The sequence below is a fragment of the Amycolatopsis sp. genome (genome assembly GCF_036008905.1).
Taxonomy (GTDB): Bacteria; Actinomycetota; Actinomycetes; order Mycobacteriales; family Pseudonocardiaceae; genus Amycolatopsis.
Window position 1 is genome coordinate 15,834 of record NZ_DASYMU010000226.1, and the last position, 17,498, is coordinate 33,331.

15 protein-coding genes are annotated in these 17,498 nt (G+C 65.2%); 8 read left to right on the forward strand and 7 right to left on the reverse strand.

Translation table 11 applies throughout. From position 1 onward, the window contains the following. The first annotated feature begins 1 nt into the window (after position 1). The 4 genes from VGP60_RS36980 to VGP60_RS36995 all read left to right on the forward strand — a co-directional run bounded on the left by VGP60_RS36980 (position 2) and on the right by VGP60_RS36995 (position 4,026). Positions 2-1,165: an acyl-CoA dehydrogenase family protein gene (locus tag VGP60_RS36980; protein WP_327552862.1), complete on the forward strand. Its 1,164-nt coding sequence runs from the start codon at positions 2-4 to the stop codon at positions 1,163-1,165. A 26-nt stretch (positions 1,166-1,191) separates the two neighbouring features. Further along, positions 1,192-2,505, forward strand: coding sequence for a phytoene desaturase family protein (locus VGP60_RS36985; RefSeq protein ID WP_327552863.1), 1,314 nt, complete (start codon positions 1,192-1,194; stop codon positions 2,503-2,505). A gap of 68 nt (positions 2,506-2,573) precedes the next feature. After that, positions 2,574-2,765, forward strand: a complete 192-nt coding sequence (locus VGP60_RS36990) for a ferredoxin (protein WP_327552919.1) — start codon at positions 2,574-2,576, stop codon at positions 2,763-2,765. Positions 2,766-2,793: 28 nt separating this feature from the next. Continuing rightward, positions 2,794-4,026: an NAD(P)/FAD-dependent oxidoreductase gene (locus VGP60_RS36995; RefSeq protein ID WP_327552920.1), complete on the forward strand. Its 1,233-nt coding sequence runs from the start codon at positions 2,794-2,796 to the stop codon at positions 4,024-4,026. 33 nt (positions 4,027-4,059) lie between these two features. Here VGP60_RS36995 and VGP60_RS37000 read toward each other — a convergent pair whose 3' ends face one another. Then, on the reverse strand, positions 4,060-4,767 hold the full coding sequence (locus VGP60_RS37000) for a TetR/AcrR family transcriptional regulator (RefSeq protein ID WP_327552864.1): 708 nt from the start codon (positions 4,765-4,767) through the stop codon (positions 4,060-4,062). Between the two features lie 529 nt (positions 4,768-5,296). Between VGP60_RS37000 and VGP60_RS37005 the strand changes: the two genes are divergently transcribed. Genes VGP60_RS37005 through VGP60_RS37015 form a run of 3 tightly spaced genes read left to right on the forward strand, consistent with a single transcriptional unit; the run spans position 5,297 to position 8,857 of the window. Then, positions 5,297-7,570 carry a molybdopterin cofactor-binding domain-containing protein gene (locus VGP60_RS37005; protein ID WP_327552865.1) on the forward strand — a complete coding sequence of 758 codons (2,274 nt, stop codon included), beginning with the start codon at positions 5,297-5,299 and terminating at the stop codon, positions 7,568-7,570. Positions 7,571-7,597: 27 nt separating this feature from the next. Then, on the forward strand, positions 7,598-8,053 hold the full coding sequence (locus tag VGP60_RS37010; RefSeq protein WP_327552866.1) for a (2Fe-2S)-binding protein: 456 nt from the start codon (positions 7,598-7,600) through the stop codon (positions 8,051-8,053). Between the two features lie 3 nt (positions 8,054-8,056). Continuing rightward, positions 8,057-8,857: an enoyl-CoA hydratase/isomerase family protein gene (locus tag VGP60_RS37015; protein ID WP_327552867.1), complete on the forward strand. Its 801-nt coding sequence runs from the start codon at positions 8,057-8,059 to the stop codon at positions 8,855-8,857. Positions 8,858-8,909: 52 nt separating this feature from the next. On the opposite strand, the gene VGP60_RS37020 is transcribed toward VGP60_RS37015, so the two are convergent. Genes VGP60_RS37020 through VGP60_RS37045 form a run of 6 tightly spaced genes read right to left on the reverse strand, consistent with a single transcriptional unit; the run spans position 8,910 to position 16,281 of the window. After that, positions 8,910-10,511 (reverse strand): acyl-CoA synthetase, encoded by a 1,602-nt coding sequence (locus tag VGP60_RS37020; RefSeq protein WP_327552868.1) that lies wholly within the window; start codon positions 10,509-10,511, stop codon positions 8,910-8,912. 45 nt (positions 10,512-10,556) lie between these two features. Next, positions 10,557-12,068 (reverse strand): alpha/beta hydrolase-fold protein, encoded by a 1,512-nt coding sequence (locus VGP60_RS37025; protein ID WP_327552869.1) that lies wholly within the window; start codon positions 12,066-12,068, stop codon positions 10,557-10,559. A 34-nt stretch (positions 12,069-12,102) separates the two neighbouring features. Further along, complete coding sequence (locus VGP60_RS37030) at positions 12,103-13,152, reverse strand: TIGR03617 family F420-dependent LLM class oxidoreductase (RefSeq protein WP_327552870.1); 1,050 nt, start codon at positions 13,150-13,152, stop codon at positions 12,103-12,105. After that, complete coding sequence (locus VGP60_RS37035) at positions 13,149-14,297, reverse strand: thiolase family protein (RefSeq protein ID WP_327552871.1); 1,149 nt, start codon at positions 14,295-14,297, stop codon at positions 13,149-13,151. Before VGP60_RS37035 ends, VGP60_RS37030 begins: the two co-directional genes overlap by 4 nt. Next, positions 14,294-14,746: a Zn-ribbon domain-containing OB-fold protein gene (locus VGP60_RS37040; RefSeq protein ID WP_327552872.1), complete on the reverse strand. Its 453-nt coding sequence runs from the start codon at positions 14,744-14,746 to the stop codon at positions 14,294-14,296. Before VGP60_RS37040 ends, VGP60_RS37035 begins: the two co-directional genes overlap by 4 nt. Further along, the gene (locus tag VGP60_RS37045) at positions 14,743-16,281 is read right to left on the reverse strand and encodes a class I adenylate-forming enzyme family protein (RefSeq protein ID WP_327552873.1); all 1,539 of its coding nucleotides are present in this window, start codon (positions 16,279-16,281) and stop codon (positions 14,743-14,745) included. The genes VGP60_RS37040 and VGP60_RS37045 overlap by 4 nt, the downstream gene beginning before the upstream one ends. A 431-nt stretch (positions 16,282-16,712) precedes the next feature. Here VGP60_RS37045 and VGP60_RS37050 point away from each other — a divergent pair, with 431 nt between their 5' ends. Then, the gene (locus VGP60_RS37050) at positions 16,713-17,498 is read left to right on the forward strand and encodes an SDR family NAD(P)-dependent oxidoreductase (RefSeq protein WP_327552874.1); all 786 of its coding nucleotides are present in this window, start codon (positions 16,713-16,715) and stop codon (positions 17,496-17,498) included.

The window sequence follows — 17,498 nt, forward strand, 5'->3', positions numbered from 1 at the left end:
GATGACGGGACTGATCACGGACAACGAGGAACACCGGTTGATCCGGGAAAGCGTTACCAAGGTCGCCGTGAAATACGGGCATGCGTATTTCGCGGAGCGGTCGCGCAGGGGCGAGCGCATCGGTGAGATGTGGGCCGAACTCGGCGAGGCCGGTCTGCTGGGCGTACACCTGCCAGAGGAGTACGGCGGGGGTGGTGCCGGGTTGTCGGAGTTCGTGGTTGTTCTGGAGGAGCTGGCAGCGCACGGGATGCCGCTGCTGGCCGCGGTGATCTCACCTGCGATCTGCGGGGCGATCCTCGCCGCGCACGCGTCGCCGGAATTGAAACGTGAGTGGTTGCCGGCGATCGCGGCAGGTACCCGGAAAATGGCGTTCGCGTTGACCGAGCCCGATGCTGGTTCCAACAGCCACAACGTCAGCACGCTCGCCCGCAAGGACGGCGATGGCTGGACGATCACCGGCGGCAAGTACTACATCTCCGCTGTCGACGACTGCGACGCGATATTGGTGGTCGCTCGTGCCGCCGACCTTCCGGGTACGCCCGGGCGCCGCCCGCTGTCGCTGTTCGTCGTGTCCACGCGTGCTGAAGGCTTGACACTGCAACAGATCGAGACCGAGGTCGTGTCACCGGACAAGCAGTTCATGCTGTTCTTCGACAACGTCCGCGTGGGGCCCGAGGCGCTGATCGGCAGCGAAGGCGAGGGACTGCGCCAGGCGTTCTCCGGTCTGAACCCCGAACGGATCCTGGCAGCCGCGCTGTGCAACGGCATCGGCCGGTATGCCGTCTCGAAAGCCAGGGACTACGCGGTTCAGCGGAAGGTCTGGCGCACCCCGATCGGCACGCACCAGGGCATCTCCCACCCGCTGGCCGAGTCCCACATCGCCGTCGAACTCGCCAGGCTCGCCACCGCGCGAGCCGCCGAATTGTTCGATTCCGGGCAAAACGCGGGGGAGGCGGCCAACATGGCGAAGTTCGCTGCCGCCGAAGCCGGGCTGAAGGCCCTCGATCAAGCGATTCAGACCCACGGTGGCAACGGTCTTTCCCGCGAGTACGGCTTGGCGGACCTGTGGTTCATCACCAGGTTGATGCGTATCGCCCCGGTGAGCAGGGAGATGGTGCTCAACTTCGTGGCACAGACCAGTCTGGGCCTGCCGAATTCCTACTGATACCTCGATGTGGAAAGGGCGCGCACATGGAATCCGCGTTTGATGTGATCGTGATCGGCGCCGGCGCCGGCGGGTTGTGCGCAGCGGCACGGCTGACCCATCTCGGGTACCGCACGCTGGTGGTCGAGCGGCTGGAGTACGTCGGTGGCCGTGCCTCCACTCGCGATATCGATGGCTTCAAGGTCAACAACGGCGCGGTCGTGATCGAGGTCGACGGAATCACCCAGCAGACGTTCGAGGAGGTCGGTGCCAAATTCGAGGTGCGCCGGCCGGACCCGCCGATCCTGTACCGGATCGGCAGCAAGGACGTCGACGTCACCGGCGGCGGCTGGGGTTTCCTGCTGTCGAAACTCACTCGTCAAGGTGCCAAGCTGCTGAGCGGTCTCGGCGCCGCGCGTAACGACGACGGGCTCCCGGAACAGGACATATCGACGGCGGAGTGGGTCGCGAGATACACGAAGAACGAATCCGTGCACGGGATCTTCCGCAACATGTGCGGGTCGATCTTCGCGGTCGGCTCGGAGGAGCTCCCGGCGCGGGTGTTCCTCACCTACTTCACGCGCAAGAGCGCGTTCAAGAAGTTCGGTTTCTGCCCGCAGGGCACGATCGGAATCTGGCGCTCACTCGCCGAGACCATCGTGGCCGGTGGCGGCGAGGTGTGGTTGTCCGCGGAAGTCACGTCGCTGACGATGTCCGGAGGACTGGTGCGCGGTGCGGTGATCGAACGAGACGGGCACACCGTCGAGGTCGGCGCGCGGTTCGTGGTCAGCGACATCGGGCCCGCCGCCACCGTGAACCTGGTCGGCGAGCAGAGCTTGCCAGGCGGCTATCTCGAGTCTGTGCGTAGCCGTGACCGGCCGTGCGCGATGATCGCGGTCAATTTCGCCAGCCGCGAACGGCTGATCAACGCGCCCGGGATGCTCAGCTTCGCCAAGACGCGCAGGTTGTGCTACATCGCCAACTTCACGGATACCTGCCCGGAGATGGCGCCCGTCGGGTGGCATCTCTATGTGGCCGCCGCCGTGCCCAAGCCGGCGGTCGGGGACTTCGACGAAGCCGCCGAGACGCAACTGCTGATGGACGACCTGCACGAACAGATCGCGGGCTTCGAGCACGCCCGCATTCTGTCCACTGTGGTCACCCGTGACGAGTGGCCTCCGCAACGCGCGGTGTCGGGCTTCGACCTGCCACCTGCCACTCCGATCCCGAATTTGTGGAATGTCGGTGACGGCGTCAAGGAATATGCCAACGGTGGGACCACGGCGTGCGCCGAGACCGCCAAGATCGTCGTTGACCAGATCGCCGGTGCTTTCCCCATCGACGTTCTCAAGGGCAGCTGACAGGTTGTCTTGTGCAGTGAGCTACGCCTTTGCGGGCAATGCTTTTCAGCCCTTAAGGAGAAATCGTGATGAAGATCGTCCTCGACCACACAAGGTGCACGGGCCTGGGGGTTTGCGAATCCCTGGCGCCCGACGTATTCGAGGTCAACGACGCCGGTGAACTGATTGTGAAGCAGGACAAGGTGTCCGACGGCCAGAAAGACGACGTCGAGGCCGCCGTGGCGGGCTGCCCGACCGAAGCGCTGAGGCTGGAGTCCTGACCGGAGTTCCGTGCGGAGAGAGGAAGCCATGCCGTCGAGCCGCCACCTGGTTGTGGTCGGAGCTTCGCTAGCTGGGTTGCGCGCGGTGGAAGGCGCCCGGAAGACGGGATTCACCGGGGCGATCACGCTCGTCGGAGCTGAACCACACCTTCCCTACGACCGCCCACCGTTGTCCAAGGGCTACCTGGAACCCGGGATGCCTCCGGACACGCCGGTGTTCCGCACTGAGCAGACGTTGCGCGACGAGCTCGGTGTCGCCCTCGTGCTCGGGGCCGAGGCGACCGCACTAGACACTATCCGGCGGGTTGTTGAGATAGGCGACCGCGGTATCGAGTACGACGCGGCCGTGATCGCCACCGGCGCCGTGGCCCGCACCCTGCGTGGTAACGCGGGGCTGCCGGGCGTACACACCCTTCGCACCATCGAGGATGCGATCGCGATCCGCGCAGCCCTGGACTCGGGCGCACGCACCGTCGTGATCGGCGCGGGGTTCATCGGCTCGGAGATCGCGTCGGGAGCGCGTAAACGCGGACTGCCGGTCACGGTGATCGAAGCGCAGCCGACACCACTTGTCCGTGCGGTCGGCGAGGAGATGGGCGCGATGTGCGCGTCCTTGCACCAGCGCAACGGTACCGACTTGCGCTGTGGCGTCAGCGTCGCGAGAGTGGAGGGCGAGCACCACGTCGAGCGTGTTGCGCTCTCCGATGGGACCAGCGTGGATGCGGATCTCGTGGTCGCTGGTGTCGGCGCGGTGCCGGCCACGGACTGGCTGCATGACTCCGGTCTTCGGTTGAGTGATGGTGTCGTGTGCGATGAAACGCTCTTCGCCGGAGCGCCTGGCGTGTATGCCGCCGGCGACGTGGCGCGCTGGCACAACCCGTTGTTCGAGCGGCCGATGCGTCTGGAGCATTGGACCAGCGCTGCGGAGCAGGGTGCCCTCGCGGCGCGAAACGCCGTCGAACCGGCCACCGCGAAGCCCTATGCGACAGTCCCGTATTTCTGGTCGGACCTGTACGGCAACCGGATCCAGTTCGTGGGGATCGCCGACGCCGACGAGGTGCGCATGGTCGACGGTGACCTGGATCGCGACGCCCGTTGTGTCGCTCTTTACCGCGCCGGTGGCCGCCTCGTCGGAGCGTTTGCGATCAACGGGCAGTCCGTCATCATGAAATACCGCAGCATGATCACGACCGGTGCTACTTGGAGCGACGCGCTGGATTTCGCCGGTCGTCGCCGCCCTGCTGTGAGTCCACCTCGTTAGCGATCGGGCGGCACGTTGATCGCCGCGCTCGGTTCAGCTTGCCGCCGTGGTGGATCGTTGCTTGCGTGCTGGATTGAGACTGCGCTGTGGTCCGGCCGGTTCTTCCGCTGCCGCCGTCGTGCCGATGCCGTGCCGGACCATGGATTGTGCGGTGCGTACCACCACGTCGAGTGAGCCCCGGCGGGGGTTCCACCATTCCGCGGCCCAGTTGAGTGCGCCGAGGATCATCATGCGGGCCGCACGCAGGTCGAGGTCGGTACGCAGCAGCCCCGCGTTCGCCGCGGTCTGGATCAGCTCACGCCACACATCGATATAGGCCGAGGACTCGGCGTCGTGACGAACGCGGATAGCTTCCGGCAATTGCCCAGCGTTACGGATGGACGCTGTCGTGTAATCGGAGATCTCGAGTTCGTAACGCAGGTGCGCCTCGATCGCCGCGTTGATGCGGGCGAGTGGATCAATGTCTTCGGGAAGTGCTGAGAGGACCTCGCTCATGTGTTCTCGCATGTGCGCGATCCCCGTCCACATGACTTCCTCGATCAGATCCTCCCGTGACGGGAAGTAGTAGTAGATCGCCGGCGCCTGGAGCTCCGCCTGCTCGGCTACGTCCGTCATCCGCGTCCCGGCGTAGCCTTTCCTGCTCAGCACGTGCGCTGCGGAGTTGAGGATCCGTTCCCGGGTACGCGCGGACTTCGAGCCCATGTCGTCCGAGCTGGGCTTCGACGCCGGTTTTTTAGCCACATGTCGATTATAGAGGAGCGAGGAGCGACTGCGGGCGCATCCCGCAGATGACGCCGGTCTCGGGGGCGGTCGGCGGATGCGGAGGGCTTGATCTCGTGAGAGTTCTCGCCGGGGGTGAGGCCCGATGGATCCTGGAAGCCGTGCTGGACAGCGACGGCGCGGACGACGGAGAACCTGGCTCACACCACTGAGGCTGTCCTGGTGCTAGGTACCTTCACGGCAGGATCTGCTTAAGGTCCTGCTCGTGATGCGCTGTCGCGCGACCGCTGAGCGTAGAACTTAATCTATATTCTAATCTGATTCGCTCGCGGGCGCAGTGCTATCACAACCGCCCTGAACTGGCGTTCTTCGTGTTCGTGAAGGCACCGGGACCACTGGGAGGCGTGGCAATTATGACTATGGATTTGATTTTGTGCTTGCGGAACGGTTCAATGGCGGGCAGGATGACAGGTGCCAGTTTGTCGGACTAGGCACTCCACATGAGGTTTGCTTCTATCAACCGCCCAGGACAGCCCTGAAGGTGAGAGCAATGGCGCTTTCAAATTCGAACACCGCATCAAGCGCCGATCACTCGCATCCGGATGATCCGGATGCGAAGGGAAGCCGCGTCCTTGGCCGCCGCCGTTTCCTGACCTACCTGGTCGCCGGCCCGACCTTGGTGGTCGCTGCAGGGCTCACTGGCGAAGCGCTCGATCCTCCGCGCGCCGGGGCTGCGATACCCACGCTGCCGGGGCCGGCTGAGATCGTCGATCTCGGCGATGTCCAGGTGCTTGCCGCGCTGCCGACCTCGATGCTGCTCAAAGTGGAAGTCGCAGAGGACGGACGGGTTCGATTCGAGTTGCCCCGTGCTGAGGTCGGCCAGGGGGTGACGACGGCGGTGGCGATGCTGGTCGCGGAGGAACTGGACATTCCGGTGAGCCAGGTCGACGTCCCGCTGGCCGACGCGCGGCCCGAACTCATGCTCAATCAGGCTACCGGCGGGTCGACCACGATCAGGTCGATGTACGACCCGGTGCGCTATGTGGCCGCGGCGGTGCGGGCGAGGCTGCTGGCGGCGGCTTCGGCGCGGTGGAGCGTCGCAGTCGGCCAGCTCGCGGTTCGCGACGGCTCAGTGATCGCACCGGATGGCCGCGAGGCGACCTACGGGTCGTTGTCGGCCGCAGCGGCCAGCCCGGGCCTCGCGGCGACTGGTGGACAGCCGAAGCCGGAGTCCCAGCACACGGTCGTGGGCAGGCCGGCGTCGCGGATCGATGCGCGGGCCGCGGTGACCGGCGCCAAGGCCTACACCCTGGACCTTGAGGTGCCCGGTGCACTGCCGTCGATGGTGCGCAGGCCGCCGACCGTGCAGGGTTCGCCCCGATCGATCCTCAACGAAGCGGCCGTCCGGGCGATGCCGGGCATTGTGGACGTCGTCCCGATTCCCACCGGCGTCGCGGTGGTTGCCGAGACGTTCGGCCAGGCGCTCGACGGGAAGAACGCCCTGCAGGTCACCTGGAACGATGGCACGATCGATGGATTCTCAGATCCCCAGATTCGCGACCGGCTACGGGGAGCGGTCCAGCCGTTTCTCGTGCCTCCCTTGCTGGTCAGCCATCTCGACGCCGAGTTTGATTTCGCGTTCGTGAGCCATGCGCCGATGGAGACCAACTCGGCGATCGCCGACGTTCGCGCGGACCGGGCCGAAATCTGGTCCAGCCTGCAGGCACCGATCTGGGCGGCAGAGCAGATCGCGGCCGAACTCGGTCTGCCCCTTGACCGCGTCGTCGTCCACGTTCCCCAAGGGGGCGGCGCGTTCGGGCGACGAGCGTTCCCGGACGCTGCCATCGAGGCGGTCAGGATATCCAGGAAATCCGGCCGCCCGATCAAGCTGATGTGGAGTCGCATCGACGATATGCGGCATGGGCGCGGCCGGCCCGCGGATCACCACAAGATCCGCGCGACCTTCGCCGCCGGAAATGTGCTCTCCTTCGAGCACCGGATGTCGGCCGTGCAAACGGATCTCAGCCACGGGCTCGGCGAGGCCATCACCGCTGTCGTGTCCGGGACCGAGCTCGGTGGCCGTACCCTCGCCCAGTTCGCCTTCAACCTCAGCCTCGTCATGCCCTACAACCTCGGTCTGGTCACCGCGACACTCAGCGAGGTGCCGCTGAAGATGAACACAGCGGCGTGGCGTCAGCCGTTCACCGGGACCGCGCGTACAGCACAGGAAATCCTGATCGATGAGATCGCCGCGTCACTGGGTAAGGATCCGTACCGATTCCGGCGAGCTGTACTGAAGAACGACAAGCAGCGTGCGGTGCTGGACAAGGTCGCCACCGAAGGTCACTGGGGACGGCCGATGCCAGCCGGATACGCACAGGGGATCGCCTTCCATGAGGAATTCAAGTCCTGTGCTGCCTACCTGGTGGAAATAGACGCGCGAGACCCGAGTCAGCCACGCGTGACCAAGGCTGTGATCGCGGCCGACGTCGGGTTGCCGATCAACCCGCGTGGTCTTGAGGCGCAACTACTCGGCACGCTGACAGATGGAATCTCGGTTGTGCTGCGCGCAGGGCTGCATTTCGACAAAGGACTGCCGCTGGAAGGCAGTTACTCGCAGTTTCATTACGCGCGCCAGAAGGACTCTCCCATGGATGTGCAGATCTTCATCATGCCGGCCAACGGCCGTCCTGGCGGAGCCGGGGAACTCGGCATCGCTGCAGCATCTGGCGCGGTGGCGAATGCATTCTCCCGGGCGACTGGCGTGCGGCCACGCAGCTTTCCGATAAATTTCGACGTCGACTTCGAACCGTTCCCCCGGTAACGTTCATCGGTCTTGCAGGAGGTTCACTTGCCCAAGTTCACGTTTGACCTCAATGGTGGGTCCGTGTCGGTCGAGGCGCCTGCCGACCTGCCCATGCTCTGGGTCCTGCGCGACAAACTCGGTATTCGCGGTCCGAAATACGGTTGCGGGATCAATGTCTGTAAGGCGTGCACATCTCACCTCGACGGCAAGGCGTTCAATCCGTGTGTCACCGCGGTGTCGGAGTGCGCCGGCAGGGAGGTCACTACCATCGAAGGTCTTGCCGAGGGGGGTGATCTTCATCCGGTGCAGCAAGCCTGGCTCGATCAAGATGTCGCACAGTGCGGGTACTGCCAGCCTGGGCAGATAATGGCGGCGGTGGCTCTGCTCGATCGCACGAAAGTGCCCACCGATGCCGAGATTGACGAGATCGAGAACGTCTGCCGCTGCGGAACATATTTTCGGATCCGCGAGGCGATCAAAGCGGCGGCCAAGGAAATGTGATAAATGTGGGAGAGTGCGGTCGAATTGAGCAACTCTGTGGCTGGTGACGTGGTCGTGGTCAGTCGCGACGGTGCCGTTGGCAATATCGTTCTCAACCGTTCTGCGGCGATGAACGCTATCACTGTGGATCTGGGAATGCGCCTCGAGCAAGGCTTGCGTGAGCTCGCCGAGTCGGTAGCGGTGATTGTCCTCAGAGGTGCTGGGGGAAATTTCTCGGTCGGCGGAGATTTCGATGAAGTGGAACGACTCCGGAGAATCGGCCCGGCGGCGCTGTACCCACTGTTCGAGAATTTCGGCCGGGCCTGCTCGGCTATCGCCGAGATCGATGTTCCCGTTGTCGCCGCGGTCGAGGGCTACGCGCTGGCGGGAGGGTTCGAGCTGATGCAAGCCAGTGATATTGTGTTGGTGAGCAATGATGCCAAGATTGCTGACATGCATTCCAATTTTGGCATGGTGCCGGGCGGTGGCGGTTCGCAGCGGCTGGCCAGATTGGTGGGCCGTCAGCGGGCGCTGGCCCACATCTTGACCGGTGACCGGCTGTCTGCGGCCGAGGCGGTTTCTTGGGGACTTGCTTACCGAAACTATGAGCCGGCGGAGTTCAACGAGGCTGTGCGTGAATTCGGGCTGCGCTTGGCGTCGAAGAGCCCACGTGCCCTGCGGACGGTCAAACGGCTGGTCCATGACGGACTCGGCAAGCCGCTGGCCGACGGGCTGGCGATGGAGATCGATGCCGTCGTGGCTCATCTCGGTGACCAGGACGGTGGCTCCGCTTTCGAAAAGTTCGTCACCCGCAAGCGTTCCTGACAGTACCCGCGTTCGCGGGCACGCGGTGGAAGTCCAGCGTGCCCGCGCACGGTCACTCTTGGCCGGCCAGATGGGTGTAACGGGCGCGCAGTTCGCGCTTGAGCAATTTGCCGCTGGGGTTCTTCGGCAGTGAATCGGCGAACACGACATATTTGGGCCGCTTGTAGCCGGCTAGCACCTGCTTGGCATGGCCGCGGACCTGTTCAGCGGTGAGATCGACGCCGGCCTTGGGCACGATCACCGCGGTGACGGCCTCGATCCAGTGTGGGTGGCTGATACCGAAAACGGCGACCTCGGCGACGCCGGTGAGCTGGTAGATCGCCTCTTCGACTTCGCGGCTGGCGACGTTCTCCCCGCCGGTCTTGATCATGTCCTTCTTGCGGTCGACCACGGTCAGGTAGCCGTTCGAGTCGATCACGCCCAGGTCGCCGGAGTGGAACCAGCCGTTGCGGAACGCGCTGGACGTCTTCTCGTCGTCACGGTAGTACCCGAGGGCAGCGTGCGGGCTGCGATGCACGATCTCGCCGACTTCACCGCTCGGCACGGGGTTGTCGTCGTCGCCGACTACCCTGGTCTCGACATTGATGACTGCCCGCCCGGCTGAACCGGCGTGGCTTAGCTGCTCACTGGGGCGCAGGATCGTGGCCAGCGGGGACATTTCGGTTTGCCCGTAGAAGTTCCACAGTTGCGTGTGGGGAAGCCGGCGGGCCAGTTCGTGGAGCACTTCCGCGGGCATTGCCGAGGCGCCGTAATAGCCCTTACGCAGCGATGACAGGTCGGTACTGTCGAAATCCGGGTGCCGGAGCAGGGAGATCCATACCGTGGGCGGGCAGAACAGTTTGGTCGCCCGCTGGGTGGCGATGGTTTTCAGCAGTTCGGCTGGATCGGGGGAGGGCAGGATGATACTGGTCGCGCCGAGGTAGACGTCGACGGAGAAGAAGCAGTCGAGCTGAGCGCAATGGTACATGGGCAGGGAATGGACCTCGACGTCGTCGACGCTCATCTCGCCGTCGATCGCACAGCTGACATATTGCGCGATCAGGGAACGACTGGACAGCAGCACACCTTTGGGCCGGGACTCGGTACCCGAGGTGTACATCAATCGCAGCGGGTCGTCATCGGCGACTCGCACCTCCGGCTCAGGTGCGTCGGCGTCGCTCATCCAGCCGTCCACATCCTGCCAGCCGTCCAAGGCTGGTTGCCCGGAGAAGCTGATCCGGCCACGGAGCACGCCGGTGAGCCGGGTGGTGGCGAGAGCTTTGCCCGCGGTGGCGGCAAGTGCGTCCTCGGCGACGATTCCCTTCGCCCCGGAATGGTCGAGAATGAACCCGACCTCGTCGGGGCCGAGCATGAAGTTGACGGGCACGAGGATGACCCCGAGCTTCGCGGTGGCGAAGACGAGCACCGCGTACTGCCAGCAGTTGTGGCTCAGCAGCGCCAGCCGGTCACCTTTGCGGATGCCCCGGCTGGTCAATGCCGCGGCGCAGGAGTTGACGGCGGTATTGAACTGGGCGAAGGTCAGGCGTTTCTCGCCCGCGATGATGGCCAATTTGCCGGGGTGTCGTGCGGCTGTGCGGCGCAGGAGGTCTCCGGTTGCGTGTTGCCGTGCCGCGGCGACGAGGTGGCCGGTGGGCCCGCCGGTCTCGCTGGTCACTGTGGTGCTCCTTTCGTCGGATGATGCTCCGATGTGACAGCGAGTTCACCCCTGCACCGAGACAGTGACCGCGGTACTGGCGCCGGGAAGGGGGATGTGCGCGGTGACGCGTCCCGCAGAATCGGCTACGACCGTCTGCGTCTGGGCGGACCCACTGGCCGATGCGTCGACTTGGTAGCTGTGCCCTGGCTGGAACGCGGCCGGGAATCGGATCTCCGCCACACCGGACCCATGCAGGACCAGCTGCCGCCCGTCGACGCGGGCGCCGGTGAGGTCGAGGAACTCCGCGGTGGTCCGGGTCACCGTGATGTCATAACCCCAAATGGTGAAGTGCGGGATCGCCGTGCGGTAGCTGAATTGCGCCGGGGTGGCCGTGGTGGCGCGGGTGAAGACCGAGTTCGCCAGCGGGACGATGTCGTGGCTGTAGACGAGGTGGTTGTTCGCGCCGTGCACACCGGGGTACCGCACGCGGGTTTCCTGCACGCCGAAGGTGGAGAGGAAGCCGTTGTATCGGGGGAACTGCTGGGCGAGGAGAGTCTCGGTGGCCGCGGCTAGGGGGTTGGTCAAGGCCGGCAGCCGTACGCAGTCCGGTGCGAGCAGTGAGGTCAGTGGCAGGCAGCCGTCCCCTCCGCTGCTCAGGATCGTGGTGTCCGTCCCCGCGAGGTTGCTGGCGATGTCGATCGGGTTGAAGCCGTGCCATTCCACCGGGTTGGTGATGGCGGTACCGTAGCCTTGGTCGAGCAGGTAGCGGTTGACGTCCCAGATCGTTTGGGTCAGCGGGTCATTGACCACGTCGAGAGCGCCGCTCACAGAAGCCGCGAAGGCGTAGTCGTCGGGATGCAGCATGTCCTGGAGGTAGGCGCTGATCGCGCCCATCGAGAAGCCCGCCACGCCGCGCCCGCCTCGGTCGGAGCGCACGTTGAAGAGGGTCTGGATCAGCGGATAGAGTTCCTGGTGGAGGAAGCTGTCCGCGGGCATGGTGGTCGCTGTGAGCGGCGGCAGGTTGGGGACGATGTCGTCTCGTCCGTCGATCCACGCGCACGTTTCACACACCGAATTTGTGGCAGACGAGTCGGGCGAGACGACAAGGAAATGCGCTCGTGACAGTTGGCTGCCGAAATCGAAGATATCCGTCTGCCATGCGCCGCCACCTTGACCGACGGCCTTGAGGAGCGCTTCGTTGTCGGTGATCGGCTTGGTGACGGGATTGTCCAGCGGAGTCAGCACCGTGCCGTGGAGGTAGTACAGCACGGCCGATGATGAGCCGGCGGCGGTGTAGCTGTCGGGCAGGTACACACGGTTGGTGACGCGTTGCCGCAGCAGGGGGCTGTTGAACGATACGTCCAGGACTCGGGGGTTCGACCCGTACGGGACCACGTCGACGTCCCAGCCACTGAATGGAAACCCGAGATTCGCAGTGGAGTGTGACAACAGGCCTTCGACGGCGCTGGTGTCCAGCTGGGTCGAGCTCGCCGGCAGGACCGCGCTCGCGCCGAAAAGGACCGTGAGCGCCAGGGTGGCCAGTATTTTCGCCAGAGATTTGGTGGCGTGAGACATCGTTGGCTCGCTTAGCATTGGTCGGATACGAATATCATCTTGTTGGGGTCGCGGTTTCCGCGACCAGGGCGGTCAATGGTTCGACGACTGTCATAGCGTCTTCGGGCAGCCGTAACGACGTCGCCAATGGTCCGAATCGGCGAAGCAGTTCGATCGCCGCGTCCTTCGGGTCTTCCCGGACGACGCAGAACAGGTCCAGGGTGTCGTCGTCGATGGCGCCGGACATGTCGGACCAGCGGCCGAGCCGGCTGAGCCGGTTGAGTTCTTCATGGAGCGCACCAAGCCCGTGATGATCGAGCACCGTCCGGTATGCCGGGGTCGATCCGTAGAGCCCGATCGTGGATTTCGCGCGGTTACGTGCCTGTTCGAGGGTCTCGTCGGCGGCGCGGACCACGGTGGGGCAGGTGATGACGAGATCCAGTGGCGTTCGACGCGGGTCGCGGGTCCTGGTCAGCGTGGGAAGGATGTTCTCGCGCAGGAAGGCCTCGGTGATGAAGCTGTGGCTGAGGTAGCCGTCTGCCAGCTCGCCGGCGAGCGCGGTCATGCGTGGGCCCACCGAGGCCAAGTAGATCGGTGGCGGCCGCAGGCCGGGCGGGACGGGCGGCCGGAATGGCTCGGAATTGAACGTGAAGCTGTAGTACTCGCCCTCGAAGTCCAATGTGGCGTCGTCGTACCAGTGTGCGAAGATCGCGCGCAATGCCCCGATCATCTCGCCCATCCGGGCGATCGGCTTGCCCCAGGGCATGGAGTAGCGCCGCGTGATATGAGCCTTGATCTGGCTACCGATACCGAGCACGAAACGGCCGCCGGAGAAGGCATGCAGGTCGTGGGCCTGCTGAGCGATGATCATGGGGCTGCGGGCGAAGGCAACCGCGACTCCGGTGCCTACGACGAGCTGATTCGTCGTGCCCAAGGCGGCGACCGCCGGCAAAAACGGGTCGCACGCGGTTTCGGTGGTCCACACCCGGCCGCAGCCCAGCGATTCGGCGCGGGCGGCCAAGGCGCCGGCCGTGCTCAGAGGGCCGGTGCGCGAGACCAAGGTCTTGCCGAGTGAGTAGTCGACGGACAAGTGTTGTCCGGTCATGGTGCTTCCAGGATGTGGATGACACACACCTCGCCGACACCGACCATGTGTGCCAGCCCGAGCGTGGCGTCCGGCTGCTGCCGCTCGCCCGCTTCGCCGCGCAGCTGCCGGGTGATCTCACAGATCTGGCCTACGCCGGTCGGTCCCACCGGGTGGCCCATGGACAGCAGCCCCCCGGAGGGGCTCACCGCGACCCGGCCGCCGATGTCGAATTCCCCCTCGGCAAGCCGGTGGGCAGCTTCACCGTCCGGTGAGATGCCCATGGCTTCCAGGTAGAGCAACTCCTCGACGGTGAACGCATCGTGCAGTTCGACGACGTCGAGATCAGCTGGTACCACGCCTGCCTCCAGGAACGCCTGTTCGGCGGTTTCCCTGGTCAGCGCGGCATCAGGGTCCTGGCCGGGGTAAACGGTTTCCGATCGCGCGGTGGACGAGAGCACCCGGACGCTGCGAGCCTGGTCCAGGCCGAGTCGCTCGATCGCGGCGTCCGAAGCGACGATCGCGGCGGCCGCGCCTTCGCCGACCGGACAGCATTGCAGGCGTGTGAGCACTCCGCTGATGGCGGGAGGTGCCAGCACTTCGTCGAGAGTCAACGCTCGCCGGCGCTGGGCGAAGGGGTTGAGCGCGCCGTTGCGGCTGTTCTTCACCGCGACCAGGCCCAGCTGTGCGACGTCTGATTTCGACTCATGCAGGTAGCGGTTGGCCAGTAAGGCAAAATGGGTAAAGGGAACGACCCTGTCGCCGGTCAGGTCCCGCACGCCGGCCACCGGGTGGGGAAACCGGATGTGCAGCGGTTTGTCGACTCCGACCGCGATGGCCACGTCGTGCAGGCCGCTCGCGACATCGATACATGCTTGCCGGAATGCGCTCGACCCGGATGCCGAGGCGTTTTCCACCTGCACCATCGGGATCCCGGTTACGCCGAGATGGCGATACATCAGCCGGGACAGCGCCATCACCGTTGTCGCGGTTCCGGTGTACGCGGTCTGGACGTCTGGCCAGCTCAACCCCGCGTCGGCCAATGCCGCACGCACGGCGTGCACTCCCAGAGCGGGGTACGCCGCGTCACTCGGGGACCGGTAGGGGTGCAAGCCGACCCCGACCACATGCACGGGCCGAAGGCTCCGCAGTCCGCGACTCGTCATGACCGATTCTCCTTCACCGCAAAGCGCAGATCGATGATTTCTTCGCCCTTTTCGGTTGCACCGCAACTGATCCATGCGCCCGCCACGCCGTCGTTGACAGCCAGGTCATCGTCAGTGGGCGCCAGCATCAGAGCCCGTACGACCGGGCCGTCATCGAGTTCTATCTCTGCAACGGTGAACGGGGTTTCGATGTCGGTGCCGGGATGGCGGAAGACCGTGGCGAAGGCTTGCAGCCGCCCGGTGGCCCGCAATGGTGCGGACCGCAGCGATTCCTCAGCCGCCCCGCAGATCTCGCATCCGACACCCAGCGGCGGGAAGAACGCGGCATCGCATGCGCCGCACCGCGTTCCGAGCAGGACCGGGGGATCACAGGCCACGTCGAAGAGCCCTTCCTGCGCTGCGACTCGCTTCGGCGCCGGCGTACTGGTGCCGGCGTCACGCCCGATCACGCCGGCACCTGGTATTTGGCGCGGTAGGTCTTGCGCAGCTCAGTCTTGAGGATCTTGCCCGTCGGGCTCAGTGGCAGCTCGTCCACCAGTTCGAGCTGGCGGGGAAGCTTGTACCGGGCCAGACGCTGAGAGGCGAACGCGACGAGCTCGGCCAGCGTGGGTGCGCTGCCGGGGCTGGCGACGACGATCGCGAGGGGCTGCTCACCGAAATCGGGCTCCGGGACGCCGATCACCGCGGCATCCACCACATCGGGATGTTCGACCAGCACCTTTTCGATTTCGGCGGGATAGATGTTCGTGCCGCCGGCCACGATCATGTCGCTACCGCGGTCGGTTACGTACAGGTAGCCGTCGTCGTCGAGGTGTCCTATGTCTCCGGTGCGGTAGTAGCCATCACGAAGCAGGTCGTTGCCGAGCGGTCGCTGTCCGAGATATCCGCGGAACGCGGCAGGCGAGTTCACCGCGATGTCGCCATCGACGCCCGGCGGTACTTCGTTCCAGTCGAGATCGACGATCTTGACCTCGACAGCGGGGTAGGGCCGCCCGCTCGATCCCGTCTTCCGGGTGAGATCCTCGGGTGGCAGGACGGTGACCATGCCGGCTTCCGTGCAGCCGTAGGACTCCCATAGCACGTCCTTGCCGAGCAGTGTGGCTATCCAGAGCTTCAGCGGGGCGGGTACCGGGGCCGCGCCGACCGACAAGGCTTCGAGGGAGGTCAGGTCATACTTGGCCACGACATCCGGTGGCAGTGCCTGAAGACGCAGCAGCATGGTCGGGACCGCGAGCCAGGTCTGTGCTTTGTGCTCGTCGATCAGTGCGAGCACCTTTTCCGGGTCGTAGCGGTCCAGCATGATCAGGCACCCGCCGCGCTCCATGGTGAGGCTGGCGACCAGCGGACCCGCAGCATGGTGCACCGGCAGGGTCATCAACGCTCGGACCTGGTCGGGTATCGGAGGATTGTTCAATAGTGCGGCCCGATACCGGGCGAGCCGCTGCAGATCGATCGTCGCCGGATCGGCAGGAGGCACCCCCTTGGGATGGCCGGTCGTGCCGGCCGTGTAGATGACTGTCGGTGGGTTGACCGGGCCGTAGCGGCGTTCGAGGTCGCCTTCGTCCAGCAGGTCTTCCATGCGTAGCCGCGAGCTGCCCGCGGGCTGGCCCACGGTGAGCAGGAACGGCAGGTCCAGTTCGTCCCAGCCGGATACGTCGGCGTCGTCGCAGATGAGTCCCGCCGCGCCGCTGTCGCGCAGGATGTAGGCCGCCTCCGACGGGGTGAGCCGCCAGTTGACGGATACCTGAACGACACCGAGCTTCCCGAACGCACGGTGGGCGATGGCCCATCCGGCGCCGGTGTGCAGCCGAACACCGACGTGGTCGCCGGGGCCCAGACCGTGCTTGACGAGTGCGCCGGCCAGCCGGTCGGCACGGTCGTTCCAGTCCTGGTACGTCAGCACGGTGCTGTCGTGAATGATCGCGGGTTTGCCGGGAGTCTTCGCGGCCCAGAACTCCAGGCTTCCGACCTGTGGATCGCTCATCGTTGACGCCTTTGTCTCGTTGAGAACACAGCCTTGACATGACGAGATCAGTGCGGTTCACGATACATAGCCCGGAGGCTTCTATCAAGAAACTTTTGAATCTCTGGAAGAAAAAATTCTCCGAAGGTTGAATTCTTCCCGCCATCGGAAGGTGGTGGATGGGCGGGAAGCCAGCAGGGGGGCCAGCCGCGCCGTCGGTGTCGATACCCGCTGGTGAAGTGCCACGCATACGCTGGCGGCAAGGTCGCGGGGCGTGGCACGCCCGGCGAGGGCGCCGTCGATGGCAATGTGGGCCTCTCGCGGGTGCCGAGTTGGTCGATTTTGATAATCAAGATTTGAAAAGTTCGGCTGTGTCACTTGCCTGACGCCCGGAAGGTGTGGTGTGCTCAAGCTCGTCGATGACCATCGACGGTGCCCACGGAGGGGTTGCAATGGACGTGCTCGACCTGCAGGGCTGGACCGCGCTCGTGACGGGTGCGGGGCAGGGGGTTGGCCGGGAGATCGCCATCCAGTTCGCCTTGCACAACGCCGGGGCGGTTGTGGTCAACGACGTCAATCGTGACCGGGCGGAGGCTGTCGTCGCGGAGATCGAGGAAGCCGGGGGCAGGGCGGCTGCCGCGGTTGCCGACGTCACCGACCTGGCTGCGGTGAGTGACATGGTCGCCGAGGTCAATGCGAGGTTCGGCAGCCTGGACATCCTGGTCAGCAACGCCGGAAACTACGGCGCGGACGCCTCCGCGGTTACCTTTGGCGAGTTCTGGACCATTGATCCGCGGGAGTGGCAGCCGTGGGTGGGCGTCAACTTCTACGGCCCGATCATGTGCGCCCATGCCGCACTGCCGGGAATGGTGGAGCGACGCAGGGGGCGGATCATCACGATCGTCTCCGACGCCGGCCGGGTGGGGGAAGCTGGTTCCGAGGTGTACTCGGCGGCGAAGGCCGGCGCGGCCGGATTTACCCGCGCGATCGCCCGATCCGTTGGTCGTTACGACATCACGGCCAACAACATCGCCATTGCGGCCACCCGGACCCCCGCTGTGGACGAGCAGCTGTCCGATCCGGGCACTTTGAAGAGGGTCATGTCCAAGTATGTCCTCCGGCGACCGGGCGAACCATCGGACATCGCGCCGATGGTGCTGCTGCTGGCGTCCGCGGGAGGGTCGTGGATCACAGGTCAGACCTATCCGGTCAACGGTGGCTATTCGTTCGCGCTCTAG